This window comes from Fodinibius sp. Rm-B-1B1-1, from assembly GCF_038594945.1.
In the GTDB taxonomy this organism is placed as follows: Bacteria; Bacteroidota; Rhodothermia; order Balneolales; family Balneolaceae; genus Fodinibius; species Fodinibius alkaliphilus.
Window position 1 is genome coordinate 145,106 of the sequence record NZ_JBCFYD010000001.1, and the last position, 22,041, is coordinate 167,146.

Sequence of the window (22,041 nt, forward strand, 5' to 3'; positions counted from 1 at the left end):
AGGCAGCCCAATAATGAGCTGCCTTTACACAAAATCTAATCAGAAAATCAGATATCTAATTCCGCCATTACTTGATTCGTAATGTTATATTTTTCCTGAGCTTCATCAGATGCATAAAGAATAATCATATCGCCTTGACTGGTTGTTGTATTAATGACATAGGTAAGTCCCATGTTTTCGGCAACCGTGCCAACAGCATTGTCAATCTGATCTAACAATGGACTAACCAGCTCTTGCTGTTTTTGTTGAATTTCCTGCTGAATTTGCGACTGATATTGCTGCAGTTCTGCATTCAGCTTTCCAAGTCGCTCTTCTTCGCGTTGTCGAGCGGATTCGTTAATAACATCAGCCTTCTGCTGATATTCACTAACCTGCTGCTGAAAATTCTGCTGCTTATTGGCAAACTCTTCTCGTTTGCGCTCCACAAAATTTTGCAGTCGCTGTTGTACTGCTTTCATTTCAGGCATTTTGTTCAAAATTGCCTGTGGATCGACATAGCCAATTTCCATCTGCTGCGCTTGTGCAGTTGAATGACCTGAAAAGCCAACCGCAAAAAAACAAAGTAGTGATATAGATAGTAGTCGTTTTAACATAATGTAGTAAGTTTTCAATTAATTCTAATCAGACGTTTCGTTGATATGTTGTAATACTTGTTCGGTGATATCCAGATTCTCGCTGGCAGCATAATAAATCACATTGTCACCGTTTCCGGTTGCTTTATTAATTACAAAGTCAAGATCGTTACGTTCAGCAACGGCATTTATTGCTTGATCCATCTTTTCGTAAAGAGGCTCTAACAAGCTTGCCCTACGCTGTTGAATCTGTTGCTGTAGCCCCTGTTGAAATTGTGTCATTTCCGCTTCTATCTGGGCCAACCGTTCTTCAGTCTGACGGATTTCTGCATCCGACATACTCTCCTTATTTTGCTGAAATTGCGCAACAGAATCTTGAAATGCTACCGTACGTTCTTGCAGCTCTTGTCGTTTTTGTTGAACGAAATCATTCAACTGCTGCTCTACCTGCGGACGTTCCGGCATTTCACTTAACACCTCTTGGGCGTTTAAATATCCTATGTTAAGCTGTCCAAATGCCGAAGCACTAAGAACAAACAGAAATAGAAAAAATGAACTTGCTAATTTTTTAACCATTACATCAATTATCTTTGGGATTCAAGTATTAAAGCCTGTGAGTATAAAAACTATTTTTATTAATTGCTTGGTTCATTTAACGTAATACCAAGCTCTTGTAGTACCTCTTCATTTAAATTCCATTCCTGATTACTAAAAAGCATGTTCGAGTTCTGGGCTCGATCAAAGACAAAATCAAAATTTTGATCAGCAGCAACCTTGTTAATCGCTTCAAAAACTTTTCGCTGGATCGGTTCAAGTAACTCCTGCTGCTTTTGAAAATATTCACCTTCTGCACCAAACTTCTGATCCAAATACTGCCGGCGCTGCTGTATTTTATTTTGGATCTCCTGCTGTTTCTGCTTCTTAAGCTCCTCGGTATATAAAATCTCCTTGGCTTCAAAATCTTCTTTCAACTGCTCAATTTCCTGCTCCATCTCATCAAGCTCTTTATTCCATTCGGCACTCAGGTCACTCAGCTGTTGTTGAATACCCTCATACTCCGACATCTGAGATAAAATCTGATCCGTATTTACATAGCCTATTTTTTGATTCTGTGCGACTGCCGTATTACAACCAATCCACAGCAGGCAAAAAATAATTACGCTATGTAAACAGGTTTTTCTCATTATTCAAATGGAGCTCCAATATTAAACAGGAACTGCCATTCACCGGGTTGAACGGGATTCCCAGGGATATTGATACCATCCAAGCGATATCCATAACTCAGGTCAACCAATCCAAGGATAGGCAGATAAATCCGCGTACCCACACCAACTGCTCGTTTAACATCAAAAGGCGAAAATTCCCTTGTATTGGCAAATGCATTACCTGAATCCAAGAATAAATACGGGTGAACTTGAGCCTGCTGCTCGGTTATTGCAGGATAACGTAGCTCCACCGAATACTTGGTATACAGACGTCCACCTACAGGCTCCCCATTCTTGATGGGTGAAATAGAACCATTACGTCCACCCGGGAATCCACGCAGGTCAATATTATCATCCAAGAAACTTTGACGCTGCTGCATCTGCGTACCCCCCAACTTAAACCGTTGGAAGTCACTTCGCTGGCTGTCTCCCAAATATCCCAAATAACCATATTCTACCGAATTCGTCATTACTAAGTCTCCGGCAATAGTCGTATGGTTCTGATATTGAGTTTTCAATTTATAGAACTGGGAAAAGCCGGGAAGTGGCGGTGCGATTTCTCCGGATATACTAAACTTTGATCCTGTTGATGGTGAAATAGGATTATCGACAGAGTTTCGTTCCAACACCTGCTTTATACTCATTATGCTCGATGTTCCCTCCGCAAGGAATGAAGCTCCACCCGCCACGTCATACAATTGATATGAAAGGACAGATCGATGGGTAAAGTAATCGTCCGGCCAGTTTAACCGTCGTCCTAATGATACACTTCCGGACAACATCTCATTTCGTGACGACATCCCTCGATAACTAATGAGGTCATAACTCATATTAACACCCAGCGAAAGGGGTCTACCTCCTAACCACGGTTCTTGAAATCCAAGACTGTAGCTTTGATATCCACTACCGGTAACTTGCACACCAAGCGATAACTTTTGCCCATCGCCTGAAGGAATAGGATTCCAACCTTCACCTTTAATAGCCCGCTGTATTGAGAAATTGTTGAAGTTCAATCGAGCAGATAAAATCAAACCAATACCCTGTCCACCAAATCCACCAGAAAACTCAAAATTGTCTGTACTTTGCGACTCATCAAGCTGGTAATTGATATCAACTTTATGGTTTTCTCGATCTGGGGATAAGTTTGGCTGAATAGCTTCAGGTCTAAAATAACCTAATTGTCCCAACTCACGGATGGTTCGAACAATAGCCTGCTGGCTATACTTTTGCCCGGGAACGGTTCGCAACGTACGCCGCACTACATCATCGTGCGTTTTAGTATTACCAGTAAATGAGACCTCACGAATATAGGCAATCTCATCTTCGTAAATATTCATATTGAGATCTACAGAATCTTCGCCTACAACATCAATTTCGGGCTCTACTCTAAAGAATAGATATCCAATATCTCGATACAAACTGGTGATATCTGTACCTTCCTGTGAAAACTCCATTTTATTCTGGAATTTCTTCTGGTTGAAGATATCCCCTTTCTCAAAGCCCAATACCTGCGTTAGCCGTTCATCTTCATAAACAGTATTTCCCTCCCAAGAGATATCGCGGACCTTGTATTGCGGCCCCTCATCAACAGTTAAGTTTACCTTTATTCCTTCCGCCGGATTCGTTAAAAATAATAAGCGACGTTGGGTATATGAAAAGGTATGAACGGTGTCAGCCATAACTCGAAAGTCAAGAAAGCCATGCTCACCGTAAAATTCTCTAAGATTCTCTTTGGCTGTCTCGAAATCTTCCTCCTTAAAAAGCTTTTTGGAGAAGAATTTCCACCAACGATCTTCTGATATCTCATCAAGCTGTTTTCTTAGCTGCCGATCGTTGAACTCTTTATTTCCATTAAAACTAATCTCTTTGACCTCTAATCTTTCGCCCGGATCTATATCAAAATGCACCGTAACACGATTACGGACAGTATCAGGCTGAGATTTTCGTACGGAAATATCCGTATACCAATATCCTTTATCATCATAATACCTTTGAATCGTATTTTTGGCCTGTGCCAGCGATGATTCGGTTACGGCATAACCCCTCATCAATGAGATCTCTTCTTCCAGGTCTTTGCGATGGGAACGCTTGGTACCATGAATTTCAAATCCTTCCAACCGGGGTTGTTCCTGGACTATAATTTTAAGGTTAATACCTCCTGGTTCTCGACCTGTTTCCACTATCTCCACATCAGAAAACAGTCCCGTGCGGTGCAAGCTTTTAATTGCTCTTGAGAGATCTTCTCCCGGAATGGTTATCTGTGTCCCGACCTGAAGACCGCTTGTTCCAATGACAAACCCTTCGCGCGAAGTTGTTAATCCTTCAACTTCCACATTCAGCACCTCGAACTGTTGAGGCCTGTTGTTCATCGGGTTTTCAATATTAATTTGGGTATCCTGAGAAAAGCCAGGATTATAAATAAAGCAGAAAACGAAAAGAGTAACTAATAATTTCTTCACGTGGGTTAGTTCTTGAAACAAAATTGAGCTTACGATATTTGTATGAAAGGTTAAGGTGTCAGCTCTGGAACGTATAGACTTGAGGATTTCTTTTGTTCACTTTCAGAAATTTTGCCAAATCTACGTTCACGTTGTTGGAATGATTGGATAGCTTTATATAATTCTTCGCGGCGAAAGTCAGGCCAGTATGTTTCTGTTATATATAATTCTGAATATGCCAACTGCCATAATAAAAAGTTACTGAGCCGATATTCACCACTTGTTCGAATAATAAGTTCCGGATCAGGAATATCTGCCGTTGATAGATGCGCACTAATCAACTCATCATCAATTTCATTGGGCTCAACATCACCATCTTTAACTGATTGGGCCAACTTTTTGACCGCTTCTGTGATATCCCACCGCCCGGAATAGCTAAGCGCAAGGCAAAGCTGCAGTCGTTCATTATCCTTCGTCAGCTCAATGGCCTCACTTAACTCACGCTGACAGTTTTCCGGGAAACGGTCGATCTGGCCAATTGTCTCGAGTTTGATGTCATTCTCGTTCAAATTATCGGCTTCTTTACGCAACGAACGAGCCAATAATCGCATAAGAGCGCTAACTTCCATCTTTGGACGACCCCAATTCTCGGTCGAAAAAGCATATAACGTAAGATATTTAACACCAATTTGCGCACAGGCTTCAGTAATATCACGTACAGAATCAACGCCAACCTTATGACCATAAGAACGCATATTACCGCGACTCTTGGCCCAACGACCATTTCCATCCATGATAATGGCAATGTGTTCAGGGATTTGCCCCTGCTCACTCAGTGCTGACTGTAACTCCTTATCACTGCTGTCCTGTTCTTTATTTGTAAGCGATATTGGTTTCAATACGTAATATCCGTGTTTTATTAAGCTATCAATATTAGAGTTTTATCCCCGTTATTTCAAGCTAATAAAATTATAATTCTTCTAACTGTTCTGTCAGCGATATCATTTCTAAAAGGGCCAGTGCAGCTTCAGCACCCTTATTCCCTTTTTCCCCTTTGAGCCCACACCGTTCCTGAGCCTGAGCTACATTATCTGTAGTTAAAACGCCAAAAACCACTGGCTTATTTCCCTTTAAATTGAGATCTGTCACACCATGATTAACCGCATCGCAAACATAGTCGAAGTGGGGCGTATCCCCTCTGATTACGGCTCCAAGCGTGATTACACCATCTACATGGTCCAATAATTTATGAGCTGTATATGGCAATTCATACGCCCCGGGGCAACGCGCCACTATAATTTGTGCGTCAGAAAATCCCTTACTCCTCAAGGTATCTATAGCACCATCCAGCAGTTCGTCCGTAATAAATGAATTCCATTTTGTCACGGCAATTCCAACGGTGAAATGATGGTCATCGGTACTTCCTTGTATAATATTAATTGCCATATCTAAACATTAATCGCTTTTCGTTGATCTGTCATGCGCAGTAACCGATGTACATATTTGGTATTAATCGTTACAACGCCAAAAAATTTCTGATACTCCTTATCCCCACCGTGAAAATCACTACCACCAGTTTTAAGCAAGGTATGGTCATCAGCAAACTCCTCAACCTGCTTTTGCCTGCTGTAGTCATGGCTGGGATGTATAAATTCTATCCCGTCAATACCCGCTGTCACAAGCTCGTTGAGTTCTTCATCGGAATACAAGTTTCCAGGATGAGCAACGACAATAGCTCCCCCAGCCTCTTTAACAGCTGCTATCACTTCGTGATGACTATAATACTGGTTGTAAATCGTTCCCAACGACTGATCACTTAGGTATCGAATAAATGCTTCTTTAAACGAAGCAACATAGCCCTTATCAATAAGTACGGCAGCTATATGTGGGCGACCAATATTACTCCCATTAGCCTCGGCTTTCACTTCTTCAATATCAACTTCTAACCCCTGTTTCGAGAGTTCATTAACAATCCATTTTGCACGTGCCAATCGCGATTTATAATGCTGGGCAATAAGTTGTTTTATTTTAGGATGGTTGGGATCAAAACAATATGCCAACAGGTGACACTCTCGTCCATTAAAATCAGAGGTAATTTCAACCCCGGGTAACAACCGAACGTCATATTCATCTGCTATTTTTGCAGCTTTTTGATATCCCCGAATCGTATCATGATCCGTTATCGAAATAATTTCCAGATTATGCTTGTCAGCATTTTCTAAAATTTGCCGGGGCGTTGAACGCCCATCCGATGCCGTAGTATGTATATGTAAATCAGCCTTAGACACTTCTCAGTTAATTTCTGCTAAAATTCTATTATATTTATTTTCGTCCTGCAAAACAGCAACAGCCCTATTCACCAGCTCATCATGTGGCAACCATGCGGCTGTTTGCCCCTGCTGTCCTTTATATCGTGCTATTAATTCCAGATACAATCGTTTCTCCAATTGAGGACGTTCATCAATAAACTGCTGTTCTTTCTTTCTGGCAGCAATATCTTTTAACTCCTGGATATGCTCCTCTGATTTTTCACCTGCATCTGCCAGTAGCGAATCTACCTTTACAAGGTGATTTTCTGATGGTGCCTGATAATCAAACGGCTGCTCGTCAACAAAACGCATAAACTGTTGATACAGATCGTCAGCTCCAAACGGTTGCCCCAAAGAATCGTTATCAGCAGCATACCGGTTGGCAAACTCAAAAAATATATTCTGCCTTAACAATGAGGTTTCTAATAGCGACGGCTCCTTATCAGAAACAATCAAATCCGGACTAATACCATTGCCATCATAGACTGTACGACCGTTTCTCGTCTTAAACTCTTTACGAAGCGAATCCGGAGTCATTACTGCACTGTTATTGTCATCATGGGTATATCTTACCGACTGAATACTACGTCCGCTGGGGATATAATACCTTGATATAGTCATCTTTAGCGCCGTATTGTATGAAAGCTCCCGAACGGTCTGCACCAATCCCTTACCAAAACTTTGCTCTCCCATAATAACTGCGCGATCAAGATCCTGCAACGCACCCGCCACAATTTCTGAAGCACTGGCACTTCCCCCATTTTGCAATACTACCAACGGCATATCAGGCATTACAGGAGATTCTTCCGTGGCAAAAACATTATCATGCTGACTAAAACGACCGCGCGTTTCCACCACCCTCGTACCTTCCGACACAAACTTTCCAACGGTAGCAACTGCCTCTTCCAGCAATCCTCCAGGATTATTCCGCAAATCTAACACCACACCACTAAGCTCTTTCTGGGCAGAAAGCTCATCAATAGCCATGCGAACTTCATCAGCGGTACCTTTCGAAAATCTATTTAACAGAATATATCCAACATTTTTATCTTCGGATATAAATCCTGCATACGCCACATTTTTCACTTCAATACGCTGGCGTTCCAGCTCAAATGTCAAAGGCTCCTCCATTCCGTATCGCTCGATAGTCATTGTTACGGTAGAGCCCAACTCACCATCAATAAGTTCTTGCACCTGTTCCGGCATTAAATTCTTAACAGATACACCGTCTACTCTGGTAATTACATCACCTGATCGAATGCCTTTGCGGTGAGCAGCATAGCCTTCAATAGGAGCCACAACCACGATATCCCCTCCGCGATAATCAACTTCGATACCAACTCCGCCATAACTACCACGGCTGAGAATTTCCATATTTTGCCGGTCGGCCTCATCAACCAATACCGTATAAGGATCCAGTGATTCCAACATCGCATTGATACCCTTACGCATCAGCTTTTCTGGATCAACCTTATCCACATATTGCAGTGAAACCTCTCGGTAAACTTCACTGAAAATGGTAAAGTTTTTTTTGATGAGAAAATAGATATCCGGATTACGTGCAACGCCAATAAGCGCTAATGATGTAAGCGCCAGCAATCCGGCTATTAAAAATTTCCTCATCTTACGCATTGCCGATCACCCTATTTTATTTTCAACTGCTGACCAACATAAATTCGTGACCCATTGAGATTATTCAACCGCTGAATTTGACCTACAGAAACGCCAAACGAGTTTGCTATCTGTATTAACGTATCATTCGACTGTACCGTATACGTAACATTTCCGCCATCACTACTATTATTTGAAGTTGAGGCGATGTACTCTTCCGTAATATTCGTACCAGACCGCTGCTGACTTTCAAGCTCCTGCTTTTTACTAAAAGACATACTATTTATCTGGCTGTAATACGACTTCTTCGATTCCGGCACATAAACAGTCAGGTTTTGCCCCGGTCGTATATAGTTAGATATTCCGTTCCACGACCGTATCTGCCAAGCCCGCACATCATACCATTCAGCAATATGCCCAATCGTATCTCCACTTTTAACCTTATACGTAACTCCTATAGAATTAGCGGGAGCTTTCGATTGGTTTCTGCGTCGCGTATTGGTCGAAGTTTGGCCGCGCGGCTGGTGGGTGGGTCGACTGGCCGCAATCTTTTCATCACTTCCCGGAGCCAACGGAACCACAATTTTTTGTCCCGGATAAATGGTATTCGATAAACTTTCATTCGTCTCGTACAGCGCCCGAACTGATGTACCATATTTTCGAGCAATATATCCCAACGTCTCCCCTCTGTTTACGGTATGCATCGCAACATTTTGGCTGCGTTCTTCTTTAGGGATATCCTCATAATTAGCAGCAAACTGCTCCTTACTCCCAACCGGTAACTTCAACGGGTAACTATTGCCCGGAGGGGTAGCCCATCGGAGTAACTCGGGATTATACTCCTTAAGTTTTTCAGTACTGATGCCAGCTGCCTTGGCTAACTCATCCAGTGGCATTAAAGGAGCTACTTCAAAAAGCTCGTAATCGTATTCTTCAGATTCATATTGCCCTGTAAAACCAAACTGCTCAGGATTCATCTCAATCATAGTAGCAGCTATAAAGCCTGGTACATAACCTTGGGTTTCGCGCGGTAAATACGGCAATGCTGCCCAATAGTCTTCCTCTCCGGCTGCCCTGAGAGCTCGTTTCAACCCTCGTGGGCTAATGTTGTAATTAGCTATAGCCAAGTGCCAGTCGCCCCAAATATTATATAGATCTTTTAAATGTCGAGCAGCAGCACGGGTAGCCTTTTCAGGATCCCGGCGTTCATCGACCCACCAATTAACTTCAAGCCCATACATTGAACCTGTTGCCCGAATAAACTGCCACATTCCAACGGCCGATGCCCAACTTCGTGCCTGCGGGTTTAATCCACTCTCTACCATTGCTAAGTGAATCAATTCCTGAGGTACATTTTCTTCTTCAAAAATATCTTCCATCATTGGAAAATACTTCTTTGTACGGGTAAGCCATGTCTCCATCACTTCTGGGCGCTTCATCGTATAATACATCAGATGGCGATTAACCTGGCGATTTTGAACCAGCGGAACCTCTGTTTTAGGTGTAGTAATATCTTCTGGCAATGAATAGTTTTCATTCATCCAGTTACTTTCCTCAGAGTATAACTCTTCCTGGATCGCAAAAATTTCTCCCTCTACCTGTTTTGTAGAATCTTCAACTCCATAAAACGATCGATATTCAGTCATCACCGAGCGGTACAATGCACTAAAACGTTCATTGGATTGTACCTCGGGATACGTATCAAGAAGTGCTTGCATAGCATTAAGAGCATCTGTGATATGCGTTTCTGCACTCAGCGGGTCATCTTGAACTTGTGCTTCCAACGCATTCACATGCATACGATAAATGTCTGCAATGCGGCGCATCACTTCCTTTTGAAAGTCATCGAGCTCGGGACCAGGCTGTCGTTCACCCACAGCGAAATCCTCATCATTCGATAACATAGGATTATTATAGGGAAGCAGTTTGGCAGGCATCGGTACTTCTTCGAGCTGTACTTCTTGTTCTTGCTGTTGTGCCAGCCCGGGAAGAGTCCCAAACATAAAAATAAATATGAGTAATACTGGTAACTTATTCTGCATAAAGTGCGATGTTGTAGTGTTTAATCTTATTCCGTCCTTCCTTGTTATGCGCTCTATAACGTCAATCTCGACTCTGGGTCCAACGTTGCACCAACGGCCATCTACGTCCTGTTCCAAAAGCTTTGTCACTTACCTTCAGGGCCGGAACGGCTTGAAAACGCTTATATTCGTTACGATCTACAAGTGTAGCTATTTTTTTTACGAGTTGCAGATCAAACCCCTGTGCTGCAATCTTACCTATAGAAAGCTGTTTTTCAATATAAGCCTCTAATATAGGATCTAAAATATCATATTTCGGCAAACTATCAGCATCTTTTTGGTCAGGCCGCAATTCAGCACTTGGTGGTTTATTTATAATTGCTGATGGAATAACCTCGTAACCATAATATTCCTCATTTAACCAACGAGACATCTCATACACTTCCAACTTATAAAGGTCAGCAATAACGCCTAACCCTCCGGCCATATCTCCATATAGAGTACAATAACCAGTCGCCAATTCTGACTTATTGCCCGTATTTAACAACATATATCCAAACTTGTTGGAATATGCCATCAGCAATGTACCCCGAATCCGAGGCTGTAAATTTTCTTCCGCCACTCCAAAATCCGTACCCTCAAAAAATGGATTTAGTGCTTCATTAAACTGATCATAAATATCGCTTACGGCTATTTCATGCAATTTGATTCCCAGATTATCAGCCAATTTTTTGGAATCACTTACACTCCCTTCTGATGAAAATTCTGATGGCATTGTAATACCTACCACATTTTCTGCTCCCAACGCTTCCTTAGCAATTACAGCAACAAGTGCCGAATCAATCCCCCCACTTAATCCTAATAGCACTTTATCAGCAATACCAGTTTTCTGTAAATAATCCTGCAAGCCAAGCTTAAGGGCGCCAAACATTTGTTCTATTTTGGCAGGAACTTCACATGGAGCGTTTTCCACATTTTGAACATTAGCATTACTTGACCAGCTAATGTCTATGTATGCTTCTTCAAAAAGTGGAGCACGACCTACCACTTCTGCACGGCCATTAATAGCCATGGAATCACCATCTGAAACCAATTCGGTATTCCCACCTACTTGATTCACATAAAATACTGGTACTTGAAATTGCTCCGCACGTTGCCGCAGCATCTTTTTTCTTTTGGCAGGTTTATTTCGAGCATATGGAGAGGCTGATAAATTAAAGATAGCCTGGGCTCCCTGCTGTACTAACTCCTTGCTGGGATTCACATCATAGGTAAGATAAGGCAATTCAAAATTATGCCAAATATCTTCACAGATGGTAATGCCAATTTTTGTTTCTCCAAAATCGATACACTCAAAAGTGGCATCGGGTTCAAAATAACGAAGCTCATCATATACATCATAAGTTGGGAGCAGTGCTTTATGCACTTCTGCAACCCGCTCCCCATTGTGCGCTAAAATAGCACTGTTAAAGCACTTCCGTCCGTCCCCTTCATTAGGTGTCGCTGTCCCAAACAGCACGGCTGTTTCTTGGGATTGATTTACTATGTGGGTATTAGCTCGGTAAATGGCATCTAAAAAAGCTTGTCGCTCTAATAAATCCATGGGCGAATATCCGCAGACAATAAGCTCGGGCAATACAAGCAAATCAATCCCGTCCGATTCAGCCCTGACCGTGGCATCTTCAATACGATGTAAATTTCCATCGATATCTCCAATAGTCGGATTAAGCTGTTCTAATCGGATGTTCATAGATACTTCTCTGATCGTTTATTCTGCAGAATATACTTTTTCACCGGCCACCCATGTTTCAAGCACCTTTGTTTGCCATATTTCATTATCGGGCACTTCAAAAAAGTCGCGGTCAACAACGATAAAGTCAGCCCATTTACCCGGCTCCAAACTACCCAGCATACCTTCTTGATGTGCTGCATAAGCTGCATCGATAGTAAATGAGCGAAGAGCCTGTCCCCTTGTCATGCGTTTTGAGGGGTACCAACCACCGTCGGGATTACCGTCATGATCCTGCCGGGTTACCGCTGAATATAAACCATAAAAAGGATTCACGTGTTCCACCGGAAAATCTGATCCCGAAGCGACCGTAGTACCTTGACTGATAAATGTCTGCCAGGCATAGGCACCAACCATTCGGGATGCGCCCACCCGATCTTCTGCCATATTCATATCACTGGTGGCATGAGTAGGCTGCATCGACGCAATTACATTCAATTTATTAAAACGCGGAATATCTTCCGTTGATACAATCTGAGCATGTTCTATTCGATTTCGAAGCCCCTGATCTCCAAGGCTGTCTTTGGCATGTTCAAAAGCATTAAGCACCTGACGATTGGCTGCGTCACCAATAGCATGCACATTCGTTTGAAAGCCATTCGACATCGTTTTCATTACCATCTGGTTCATCTCCTCCTGGCTATGAAACAGCAATCCGGTGTTCCCGGGATCATCGGAATAGGGCTCCAACATTGCTGCACCGCGACTTCCTAATGCTCCATCACCATAAATCTTAACGCTCCGAAGAGCTAACATATCTCCAGCATAAGAAGTAACAGGCCCGTTTTGGGCTAACTCATCAAAGGTATCTCCCGCACCACTTATCATTCCATAAATACGAGTTGTTAAATTCCCCGAATCAGCAAACTCTTTATACATCTCCCATACTTCTGCGGATACTCCGGCATCATGAACACTCGTCAACCCTTTACTCCGCATCTGCTGCAAAGCTTGTTCAAATGCTGCCTGTTGCTCTTCAGCCGTAGGCTCTGGGATTTCTGATGCAATAAGCTGTTCAGCTTCATCAACAAAAACCCCAGTCGGCTCCCCATTATCATCACGGATAATTTTACCGCCTTCCGGTGCTTCGGTATCGGCTGTAATACCAGCTATTTCCATGGCCTTGGTATTTGCCCATCCGGCATGACCATCAACACGACTCAACCAAACGGGGCGATCACTTACAACGTTATCAAGATCTTTAGCTGTGGGAAAATCACCATCTCCCCAATAAGTATTGTTCCAACCACGTCCTTCAACCCATTCCAGTTCTGGATTTTCAGAAGCATATTGCTCAATATGATTAAGAGCTTCATCTAACGACCTTATGCCGCTTAAATCCACGTTCATCAACATATTGCCAAGTCCCATCACATGGGCATGAGCGTCGATTAATCCTGGAAGGATAAATTTCCCTTCCCCATCAATAACCTCGATATCTCCAGTAGATGAAAACGTTGTATCCCTATAAACATCAACTACTTTGCCACCTTTAAATTCCAATGCCTCAAACTGTATGAGTTCCCCCTCATATTCGGTATAGCCTTTAACATTTTGGATCACCGTCGTTGTTGAATCGGATGCGTTTTCACACGAAACGACTGTTAAAACGAGCAAAAAAACTGAAAGCAACGATAGTCGGCAAGCAATCATAAGTTGTAGATGTGGTTGAAATTTAAGCCCCTAAATTTATAATAATCCCGTTAGGATAAAAAACAGATTACCTGCCAGGTTAGTAAGAAACTGTTAAAAGATGGGATAGTTAAACCGCCGATCCCAATTCCGTATTTTTTCTTTCAGGCTGGAGGGAGCAAAATCGATTTCGGGAAGTGTATCAATAGCAACCCATTGTAAATCATGCAACATCTGCCGATCCCAAGAGAGCTCCGGATCTTTCCCAAGCTTTTCGTCACCACCTATTTTCTTAACCTCAAAAAAACACTCTACGGCATGGTATGATTTCTTTAAAAGTTCATTGACATGTACCAGCTCATGTATTTCAACCGTGAGATTGGTCTCTTCTTTAAATTCTCTTTTAAGACAGCCTTTCATCGACTCCCCAAAGGTGAGTCCACCACCGGGAGGCATCCAAACTAATTTATTTGTAATCGGAGAATGAAGTTGGGCAAGCAAAATTTTGTCATCCTGAATCAATACTCCACAAACGCGAACACGTAATTTGTTGGCAAATGTTTGATCCGGTGACATATCAGCTACCTCATTATTCAATGACAACTTTTTTGCGTTTTATAGGTGTACTCAAACCATGCTCCTTGGCATGCTTAAGACTGGCTTTTACAAAATCCACAAAAAGCGGCTGGGGATTATTCACCGTTGAGCAATACTCGGGATGAAACTGTACACCTACAAACCAGGGATGATCCGGTATCTCCATTATTTCAACTAAGTCTCGATCGGGATTAAATCCAACCAGCTTCATACCATCTTCGACCAACTTATACCTTAGGTTATTGTTAACCTCATAACGGTGACGATGACGCTCTTGCACAAGATCTTTGCCATAGGCCTCATACGCTTTGGAATCTTTTTTAATCTTACAATCATATAAGCCCAGACGCATGGTCCCGCCCTTGTCTTCAATATTTTTCTGATCGGGCATTAGATCAATAATGGGGTATTCGGTTTCCTCATCAAATTCGGTGCTACTTGCCGTATCCCACCCACATACATTTTGGGCATATTCCAATACAGCACACTGCATGCCAAGGCAGATCCCAAAATATGGAATATCGTTTTCTCGAGAATATTTTGCTGCTGCAATTTTTCCTTTTATACCTCGATCTCCGAAACCAGGCGCAACTAATACTCCTGAAACATCTTCTAACTTTTCAGCTATATTTTCTTCCGTAAGATCATCCGACTGCAACCAGCGGATATCAACTTCGCAATCATTCACGGCACCGGCATGAATAAACGCCTCAACAATAGATTTATAAGCATCGTGGTGCTCCACATATTTACCCACCAACGCAATAGTAATTTTCGTGGATGGATTGCGAATGGCTTCTACAAACCCTTTCCAACGTTCAAGATCTGGTTCGCCAGCATCTAATTTCAACTTTTCGATAACGCGCTTATCCAGCCCCTCTCCTTGCATCAAAAAGGGAACCTGGTAAATACTTTCGGCATCCAGCGAGGCAATGACATCATCATACTCCACATTACAAAACTGCGCAATTTTATTGCGGATGGTATCATCAAGCTCATATTCCGATCGCGCCACAATAATATCGGGCTGCAATCCACTTTCGGAAAGCGTTTTTACGGAGTGTTGCGTGGGCTTGGTTTTAAGCTCACGCGCTGCTGACAGATATGGTACCAATGTTAAATGGATGGAAAGCGTATTTTCGCGCCCCACATCATAACGAAGCTGACGAACAGCCTCGATATACGGCAGGCTTTCAATATCACCCACCGTACCACCAATCTCAGTAATTACCACATCATAGTCGTCAGATTCCCCCAACGCCACAATATGTGATTTAATTTCATCAGTAATATGTGGGATAACCTGAACGGTCTTTCCCAGGTACGCCCCTTGACGCTCTTTCGAAATCACATCATTATAAATGCGTCCAGTGGTAACATTGTTTTCCTGGGATGTTTTGATATCCAGAAATCGTTCGTAATGCCCCAAATCGAGATCGGTCTCCGCCCCATCTTCGGTTACATAGACCTCCCCGTGTTCATAGGGATTCATCGTGCCGGGGTCAACATTGATATAGGGGTCAAGCTTTTGAACGGTCACGCTGAGCCCGCGTGCAACCAGCAATCGCCCCAGCGAGGCACAAATAATTCCCTTTCCAAGTGAAGAAGTAACTCCGCCTGTTACGAAGATGTATTTGGTGGACATATCAAATCAGTTAGTTGAGGTAAAACCAAAAATAGAATGTTTCCGCTCACCATTCAAACAGTAATAAATATTTTTTTGAAAATTTATCCGAAAATGAACCTTAATTTTGTGGCTTAGGAATAGTATTATTATTCCAATCTAAGGATCAACAGACAAGCTGCCTGAATGAACTTTTCACACCTCCACAATCACACACAATTTAGCATGCTCGACGGTGCCGCGAGCATCGAACAGCTGATCAAAAAATCAAAAAACCATGGCATGCCGGGCATTGCTATTACCGACCACGGTAATATGTTTGGAGTGCCCGAATTTGTAAATACCGCCAATAAGCACGATGTAAAACCGATTATTGGTTGCGAATTTTACATTACGCCCTCGGGGATGGAGGATAAGAAAGATCGCACCCGTTACCACCAGGTACTGCTGGCCAAAAATATGACGGGTTATAAAAATCTGTCCAAGTTGTGTTCACTGGGCTATACCGACGGCATGTACTACAAACCGCGTATCGACAAACCCACGCTGGCCGAGCATTCCGAAGGCCTTATTGCCACCACCTGCTGCATTGCCAGTGAGATTAATCAGTATATCATCAACAAAACAGAAAAAGAGGCGCGCGCGCTTTTTGAGTGGTACCTGAATGTATTTGGAGATGACTATTACATTGAGCTGCAGCGCCACGGGCTTAACGATCAGGATCGCTGTAATGAAATACTGGTCAAATGGTCGAAGGAGTATAATGTTAAAATGGTGGCCACGAACGACTGCCATTATGTTAATGAAGAGGATTCGGAAGCCCACGATATTCTGCTGGCCCTGCAAACTAACGCTGATATCAATGACCCCAATCGTTTTCGATTTACGGATGATGATAACAACCTGAATACCGACTTCTATCTGAAAACGCCTGAAGAGATGGAGGAGCTCTTCAGTGATCTCCCCTCGGCTATTGATAACACAAATGAAATTATCGAAAAGGTTGACAACATCGACCTGAGTTCTGAACTATTGCTCCCGCATTACAGTATCCCCGACCAGTTTGATTCGATGGATGACTACCTTCGTCACTTGACCTATGAAGGTGCAAAAAAACGTTATGGAGAAATTACGCAGGAAATCAGTGAGCGTATTGAGCAGGAGCTCGGTATTATCAGTCGAATGGACTTTTCGGGATACTTTCTTATTACGCAGGATTTTACCACTGAAGCCCGAAAACGCGACGTATTTGTTGGACCTGGACGTGGTTCAGCTGCAGGTTCGGTTGTGGCCTATTGTTTGGGGATCATCAACGTAGATCCCATGCGGCATGATCTGCTGTTTGAGCGATTTCTGAACCCCGAACGCGTAAGTCCTCCGGATATTGATATCGACTTTGATGACCATGGCCGGCAAGAAGTGATCGATTACGTTGTTGAAAAGTACGGTCGTGAAAAGGTGGCTCAGATTGTCACATATGGAACAATGAAAGCCAAAACGGCCATTCGTGACGTGGGACGTGTACTCGGCGTGCCGCTTGAAGAAGTCAATCGCATTACCAAACTCTTTCCCGATCAGCCGGGCGTTAATACCTTTGATAAGGTTTTGGACCCATCAAAAAATCCTGAGTCGGCAAAAGATATTGAGCAGCTTTTTGAGCATCCCGACCCGCAAGTGCAAAAGATGATGCGTTTTGCACGAACACTGGAAGGATCAGCTCGTCAAACAGGAATTCACGCAGCAGGCGTTATTATCGCACCAGGTGAAATCAGTGAATATGTGCCGGTGGCACTGTCGAAAGACAAGGAACTGATTACACAGTACGACGGACCACACGCCGAGGAGTGTGGCTTGCTGAAAATGGACTTTTTGGGATTAAAGACGTTATCGATCCTCAAAACATCTATTAAGTACGTCGAAAAGAACCACGACATTCACTACGAGCTGGATGAGATCCCCGAAGACGATGAGAAGACCTTTGAACTGTATCAGAAAGGAAACACGATTGGCACCTTCCAGTTTGAGTCGGATGGCATGCGGAAGTATCTGCAGCAGCTGAAACCGACTGAGCTGGATGACCTCATTGCCATGAACGCGCTCTATCGTCCGGGTCCCATGCAGTTTATCCCGGAATATATCGACCGTAAGCATGGCCGATCCGAGGTTGAATACCCCCATCCTGACCTTGAAGAACTCCTGAAGCCGACCTACGGCATTATGATTTACCAGGAGCAGATTATGAAGGCGGCTCAAAAGATCGCCAACTACTCCCTCGGTGAAGCAGATTTACTGCGACGAGCTATGGGTAAGAAGAAGAAAAAGGTGATGGATAAGCAGCGCGCTATCTTTACCGAGCGCGCAATCGAAAACGGGGTCTCCGAAAAGAAAGCGGAGGAACTGTTCGACATCATGGCCGAGTTTGCAAATTACGGCTTTAATAAATCGCACTCGGCGGCTTATTCGGTCGTTGCCTATCAGACGGCCTTTTTTAAGGCTAATTATCCGTCTGAATATATGGCAGCGGTGCTTAGCCATAATATGGGCAACATTGACAAAGTCTCGAAGTTTATTGAGGAATGTAATCGCATGGGCATCACCGTGGATGCTCCCAATGTTAATAGTGGTCAGGGTAAATTTGTGGCTGTTGATGGACGTATTCAATACGGAATGGAAGCTATTAAGGGAGTAGGCTCGAATGTGGTAGCAGAGATTGTAAAGGAACGAGAAGAAAACGGTACGTTTGACTCCATTTATGATTTTGCGCGCCGCGTTGATTCCAGCGTATGTAACAAACGAACACTGGAAAGCCTGTTCCAGGCCGGGGCTTTTGATGAGCTTAATCCCAATCGACGCCAGCTGCTCCAGCACATGGATATCTTGCTCAGCTACGGCTCTCGCGTGCAGGAGATGGAAAACTCCAATCAGTCCGATCTTTTTGGTAGTGATGGAGACAACACTTCCGCAATTGATGAACCCAAGCTGGAACCCGTTAAACAATGGTCCAATATTGAGCGACTCAACAAAGAGCGTGAGCTTATCGGTTTTTATCTGAGTGGACATCCGTTAGACAAATTCCAGGAGGATGTACAAATGTTCTGCTCACATACGTTGGATTCGGATGAACTAAATCAGCTTAATGACGGGACAGAAATCCGCGTAGCGGGGATTATCACAAAAGTAAATCGTGTTACGGATAAAAAGGGTCGTCCTTTTGCCTTTCTTGAGATGGAAGATCGCAAAGGCAAGGTGGAAGTTGTTACGTTTAACGAGGTGTATGACCGCTGCCTGGGGATGATCCAAGAAGATACCCGCGTAGTCGTAGATGGGAACTTTGATTCATCTCGGGGGAAATTACAGGTTATTGCCAATAACTTTGAACGTATTGAAAGCATGCGAGAGAAATATCAGGACCAGATCGAACTAAAGCTGGATATCGATACCAACTATGTAGATGATGAAGACCTCGAAAAAATGGCACAGCTTTTCAAAAATAATCAGGGGCAAACGAATGTACGTTTCAATGTGTTAAGCAGTGAAGCCAAACGTCCATTTGCGATGCATGTGCGAAAATTTGTCGTTGATCCCAATGAGGAATTGCTTGATGGATTAAAGTCCATCATTGGCAAAGAAGCCATTGCATTGCATCGTCAAAACGGTAATGGACGGTAAGATAAGTTTTGGTGATATCATCCATAATAAGAAACGATGTGATAATTGGATGATATTATTAGATATTAGGTATCCAGATTCAAGGCTATAAAATAACAATTAATGAAGATGAAGATACGATTATGAGTAAAGCATTAGAACTAACTGACGATTCATTCGAAGATGAAGTCCTTAACGCCGATTCAGATCAACCCGTATTAGTTGATTTTTGGGCCGAGTGGTGTGGCCCCTGCAAAATGGTAGGACCTATTGTTGAAGAGCTGGCCGAAGAGTTTGATGGCAAAGCGAAGGTTGGTAAGGTTGATGTAGATTCCAACCCCGAAATATCAACAAAGTATGGCATTCGAAGTATCCCGTCTCTTTTGATTTTCAAAGACGGTGAAGTCGTTGATCAAATTGTTGGAGCTGTACCCAAAGCACAATTAAAAAAGCAGTTGGAAGCACAAGTAACCAACTAATCTCTTTTTAGGCTACCCCATTATAAAAGGCGATGGATCTTAATTCCATCGCCTTTTTGCATATTATAATCCATCAACTGTCAATCCGCTAATCGGAAGCGAATAATAGCTTTAGTACCTCCTTTAGAGAATTCAAGGTCATCGGCGTATTGTTCAATTAAATAAACCCCGCGCCCTCCTTCATTCAACAAGTTTTCATCTTTCAAGGGATCTGGAATTTCATCCGGATCAAAGCCTTCTCCCTCATCTTCAACACTTATGATAAGTACTTGACTACTCTGATCAAGTCGAGATTTTACCACTACTTTTTTATCGGGATCTTCATTATTCCCGTGCATAATGGCGTTGTTCACTGCCTCACTAAGCGTAAGCATAATACGTCCCGAATCATCCTCATCAAAACCAATCCATTCCTGAAGCTCATCAATATAAGCTTCCAACCGTTGCATCTCCTCAAATTTGGACGCCAAGGTAAGTTGTTTGGTATCAGGTTTTGACATCAGGATAGAAAATAATGGGGATGCCTTATTGAGCAAACATCCCCAAATTGGATAGCTTATTAAGCGTAAAGACCGCGCATTCGCAGCGTCATGGCTACCTTATTAATTCCAAAAACATAAGCAGCCTGTCGCAACGTAATATCATATCGGTTGCGTACTTCAAACAAGTTATCAAAAGCATTGCGCATCATGCGATTCAGGCGACGATTAACCCGTTCTTCTGTCCAGAAATAACCCTGGCGATCTTGTACCCACTCAAAGTAGGAAACGGTAACCCCGCCGGCATTAGCAAGGATATCAGGCACAACCATTATACCTTTATCTTCAAGAATAGAATCGGCATTGGCTGTAACTGGACCGTTAGCCCCTTCAGCAATAATTTTTGCATTAATATTCTTAGCATTTTTGCTGTTAATCTGATCCTCTTTGGCAGCAGGAATCAACACATCGCATTCCATTTGCAAGAGTTCTTCGTTCGTGATTTTTTCCGCTTCTGGAAATCCTTCAAGAGAGTTATCATTCTTCTCGGCATATTCCATAGCCGCGGGAATATCAATTCCATTCTCATTATAATAGCCACCGCTGATATCACTAATAGCAATAACTTTAGCGCCTTGCTCATACATTAATTTGGCACTAACAGAACCGACGTTACCAAAACCCTGTACAGCCACCGTACATTTGTTAGGCAAAATTCCAACTTTGTTAAGAGCAGCTAATGTAACCGTTACCACACCACGTCCGGTTGCTTCTTTTCTACCATGTGATCCACCTAAAATAATTGGTTTCCCGGTAACAACCGCCGTTTCAGTCTTATGAGCATTCATGCTGTACGTATCCATAATCCATGCCATAACCTGCTCGTTGGTATTCATATCGGGAGCAGGAATATCACGGTCAGGTCCAAACACTTCCAACATATTAGCCGTATATCGACGTGTAAGTCGCTCCAGCTCCCCATCAGAAAGCTGCTTGGGATCTACGCGCACACCACCTTTGGCTCCACCGAAAGGCACATTCACAATAGCGCACTTCCAGGTCATCCAAGCCGCGAGTGCATTCACTTCTTCAAGCGTTACATCCGGTGCATAGCGGATACCTCCTTTTGACGGACCAAGCAAATTATTATGAATAACGCGATACCCTTCAAATACACGGATATCACCGCTGTCCATTACAATGGGTATTGATACGGTAACCTGCTTAACAGGACTTGCCAAATACTGAAACATTCCTTCGTCAAGCTCCAAAACTTCCGCGGCAAAACGGAAACGCTCTAACATTGATTCAAATGGGGACTCTTCATCAAGCTTAGGGCCGGGCTCCTTATAATAACCGGTGGTATACATATTTTTGTTGTAAGGCATAAATTAGAATTAAAAACTGATCTTGTTACAATAAAAAATTACATCATCTCATATTTTTGACTGTAACCGTCAAATTTAAAAGACAGAAAGGTAAAAAAAATTACAAGATGATATAAGTTAGATTTATGGATCTGCTGCAATTCTTTGGTTGATTATGAATCTCTAAAATAAATCCTTAATAATTTAGCAATCTCCTGCCTGTTGCATTTGAATAAAATTTAATGTTGATTCTACACATTAAAGATACAG

General features: G+C 42.8%; 17 protein-coding genes. 2 read left to right on the forward strand and 15 right to left on the reverse strand.

The annotated features are described in order from the left end of the window. Positions 1-47 precede the first annotated feature (47 nt). The 13 genes from AAFH98_RS00660 to AAFH98_RS00720 all read right to left on the reverse strand — a co-directional run bounded on the left by AAFH98_RS00660 (position 48) and on the right by AAFH98_RS00720 (position 15,819). The gene (locus AAFH98_RS00660; protein ID WP_342520735.1) at positions 48-593 is read right to left on the reverse strand and encodes an OmpH/Skp family outer membrane protein; all 546 of its coding nucleotides are present in this window, start codon (positions 591-593) and stop codon (positions 48-50) included. A gap of 24 nt (positions 594-617) precedes the next feature. After that, positions 618-1,148, reverse strand: coding sequence for an OmpH/Skp family outer membrane protein (locus AAFH98_RS00665; RefSeq protein WP_342520736.1), 531 nt, complete (start codon positions 1,146-1,148; stop codon positions 618-620). A gap of 59 nt (positions 1,149-1,207) precedes the next feature. Next, positions 1,208-1,756, reverse strand: coding sequence for an OmpH/Skp family outer membrane protein (locus AAFH98_RS00670; RefSeq protein ID WP_342520737.1), 549 nt, complete (start codon positions 1,754-1,756; stop codon positions 1,208-1,210). After that, positions 1,756-4,236: an outer membrane protein assembly factor BamA gene (bamA, locus tag AAFH98_RS00675; protein WP_342520738.1), complete on the reverse strand. Its 2,481-nt coding sequence runs from the start codon at positions 4,234-4,236 to the stop codon at positions 1,756-1,758. The genes AAFH98_RS00670 and bamA overlap by 1 nt, the downstream gene beginning before the upstream one ends. A gap of 50 nt (positions 4,237-4,286) precedes the next feature. Continuing rightward, positions 4,287-5,114: an isoprenyl transferase gene (locus tag AAFH98_RS00680; RefSeq protein WP_342520739.1), complete on the reverse strand. Its 828-nt coding sequence runs from the start codon at positions 5,112-5,114 to the stop codon at positions 4,287-4,289. Between the two features lie 70 nt (positions 5,115-5,184). Then, the gene (gene ribH, locus AAFH98_RS00685) at positions 5,185-5,655 is read right to left on the reverse strand and encodes a 6,7-dimethyl-8-ribityllumazine synthase (protein ID WP_407935482.1); all 471 of its coding nucleotides are present in this window, start codon (positions 5,653-5,655) and stop codon (positions 5,185-5,187) included. Positions 5,656-5,663: 8 nt separating this feature from the next. Further along, positions 5,664-6,503 carry a PHP domain-containing protein gene (locus AAFH98_RS00690; RefSeq protein WP_342520741.1) on the reverse strand — a complete coding sequence of 280 codons (840 nt, stop codon included), beginning with the start codon at positions 6,501-6,503 and terminating at the stop codon, positions 5,664-5,666. 3 nt (positions 6,504-6,506) lie between these two features. Then, positions 6,507-8,147 carry a S41 family peptidase gene (locus AAFH98_RS00695; RefSeq protein WP_342520742.1) on the reverse strand — a complete coding sequence of 547 codons (1,641 nt, stop codon included), beginning with the start codon at positions 8,145-8,147 and terminating at the stop codon, positions 6,507-6,509. Between the two features lie 20 nt (positions 8,148-8,167). Next, positions 8,168-10,177 (reverse strand): LysM peptidoglycan-binding domain-containing protein, encoded by a 2,010-nt coding sequence (locus AAFH98_RS00700; protein ID WP_342520743.1) that lies wholly within the window; start codon positions 10,175-10,177, stop codon positions 8,168-8,170. A gap of 61 nt (positions 10,178-10,238) precedes the next feature. Then, entirely contained in the window at positions 10,239-11,906 is a 1,668-nt protein-coding gene (locus AAFH98_RS00705) for an NAD+ synthase (RefSeq protein ID WP_342520744.1), read from the reverse strand. An 18-nt stretch (positions 11,907-11,924) separates the two neighbouring features. Further along, positions 11,925-13,598, reverse strand: coding sequence for an amidohydrolase (locus AAFH98_RS00710; protein ID WP_342520745.1), 1,674 nt, complete (start codon positions 13,596-13,598; stop codon positions 11,925-11,927). Positions 13,599-13,691: 93 nt separating this feature from the next. Then, positions 13,692-14,153 (reverse strand): NUDIX domain-containing protein, encoded by a 462-nt coding sequence (locus AAFH98_RS00715; RefSeq protein WP_342520746.1) that lies wholly within the window; start codon positions 14,151-14,153, stop codon positions 13,692-13,694. A 13-nt stretch (positions 14,154-14,166) separates the two neighbouring features. Then, the gene (locus tag AAFH98_RS00720; protein ID WP_342520747.1) at positions 14,167-15,819 is read right to left on the reverse strand and encodes a CTP synthase; all 1,653 of its coding nucleotides are present in this window, start codon (positions 15,817-15,819) and stop codon (positions 14,167-14,169) included. 165 nt (positions 15,820-15,984) lie between these two features. On the opposite strand from AAFH98_RS00720, the gene dnaE reads away from it, so the two are divergent. Further along, positions 15,985-19,467, forward strand: coding sequence for a DNA polymerase III subunit alpha (dnaE, locus tag AAFH98_RS00725; RefSeq protein ID WP_342520748.1), 3,483 nt, complete (start codon positions 15,985-15,987; stop codon positions 19,465-19,467). Positions 19,468-19,589: 122 nt separating this feature from the next. Further along, positions 19,590-19,925: a thioredoxin gene (trxA, locus tag AAFH98_RS00730; RefSeq protein WP_342520749.1), complete on the forward strand. Its 336-nt coding sequence runs from the start codon at positions 19,590-19,592 to the stop codon at positions 19,923-19,925. 80 nt (positions 19,926-20,005) lie between these two features. Here trxA and AAFH98_RS00735 read toward each other — a convergent pair whose 3' ends face one another. After that, on the reverse strand, positions 20,006-20,425 hold the full coding sequence (locus tag AAFH98_RS00735; RefSeq protein WP_342520750.1) for an ATP-binding protein: 420 nt from the start codon (positions 20,423-20,425) through the stop codon (positions 20,006-20,008). Positions 20,426-20,484: 59 nt separating this feature from the next. Further along, a complete protein-coding gene (locus AAFH98_RS00740) occupies positions 20,485-21,792 on the reverse strand; it encodes a Glu/Leu/Phe/Val family dehydrogenase (RefSeq protein WP_342520751.1) in 1,308 nt (435 codons plus the stop codon). Between the last annotated feature and the right edge of the window lie 249 nt (positions 21,793-22,041).

Coding starts and splice junctions, on each gene's coding strand:
- AAFH98_RS00660 (WP_342520735.1), bottom strand. CDS start 593: ATGTTAAAACGACTACTATCTATATCACTACTTTGTTTTTTTGCGGTT.
- AAFH98_RS00665 (WP_342520736.1), bottom strand. CDS start 1,148: ATGGTTAAAAAATTAGCAAGTTCATTTTTTCTATTTCTGTTTGTTCTT.
- AAFH98_RS00670 (WP_342520737.1), bottom strand. CDS start 1,756: ATGAGAAAAACCTGTTTACATAGCGTAATTATTTTTTGCCTGCTGTGG.
- AAFH98_RS00695 (WP_342520742.1), bottom strand. CDS start 8,147: ATGAGGAAATTTTTAATAGCCGGATTGCTGGCGCTTACATCATTAGCG.
- AAFH98_RS00700 (WP_342520743.1), bottom strand. CDS start 10,177: ATGCAGAATAAGTTACCAGTATTACTCATATTTATTTTTATGTTTGGG.
- AAFH98_RS00705 (WP_342520744.1), bottom strand. CDS start 11,906: ATGAACATCCGATTAGAACAGCTTAATCCGACTATTGGAGATATCGAT.
- AAFH98_RS00710 (WP_342520745.1), bottom strand. CDS start 13,598: ATGATTGCTTGCCGACTATCGTTGCTTTCAGTTTTTTTGCTCGTTTTA.
- AAFH98_RS00715 (WP_342520746.1), bottom strand. CDS start 14,153: ATGTCACCGGATCAAACATTTGCCAACAAATTACGTGTTCGCGTTTGT.
- AAFH98_RS00720 (WP_342520747.1), bottom strand. CDS start 15,819: ATGTCCACCAAATACATCTTCGTAACAGGCGGAGTTACTTCTTCACTT.
- dnaE (WP_342520748.1), top strand. CDS start 15,985: ATGAACTTTTCACACCTCCACAATCACACACAATTTAGCATGCTCGAC.
- trxA (WP_342520749.1), top strand. CDS start 19,590: ATGAGTAAAGCATTAGAACTAACTGACGATTCATTCGAAGATGAAGTC.
- AAFH98_RS00735 (WP_342520750.1), bottom strand. CDS start 20,425: ATGTCAAAACCTGATACCAAACAACTTACCTTGGCGTCCAAATTTGAG.
- AAFH98_RS00740 (WP_342520751.1), bottom strand. CDS start 21,792: ATGCCTTACAACAAAAATATGTATACCACCGGTTATTATAAGGAGCCC.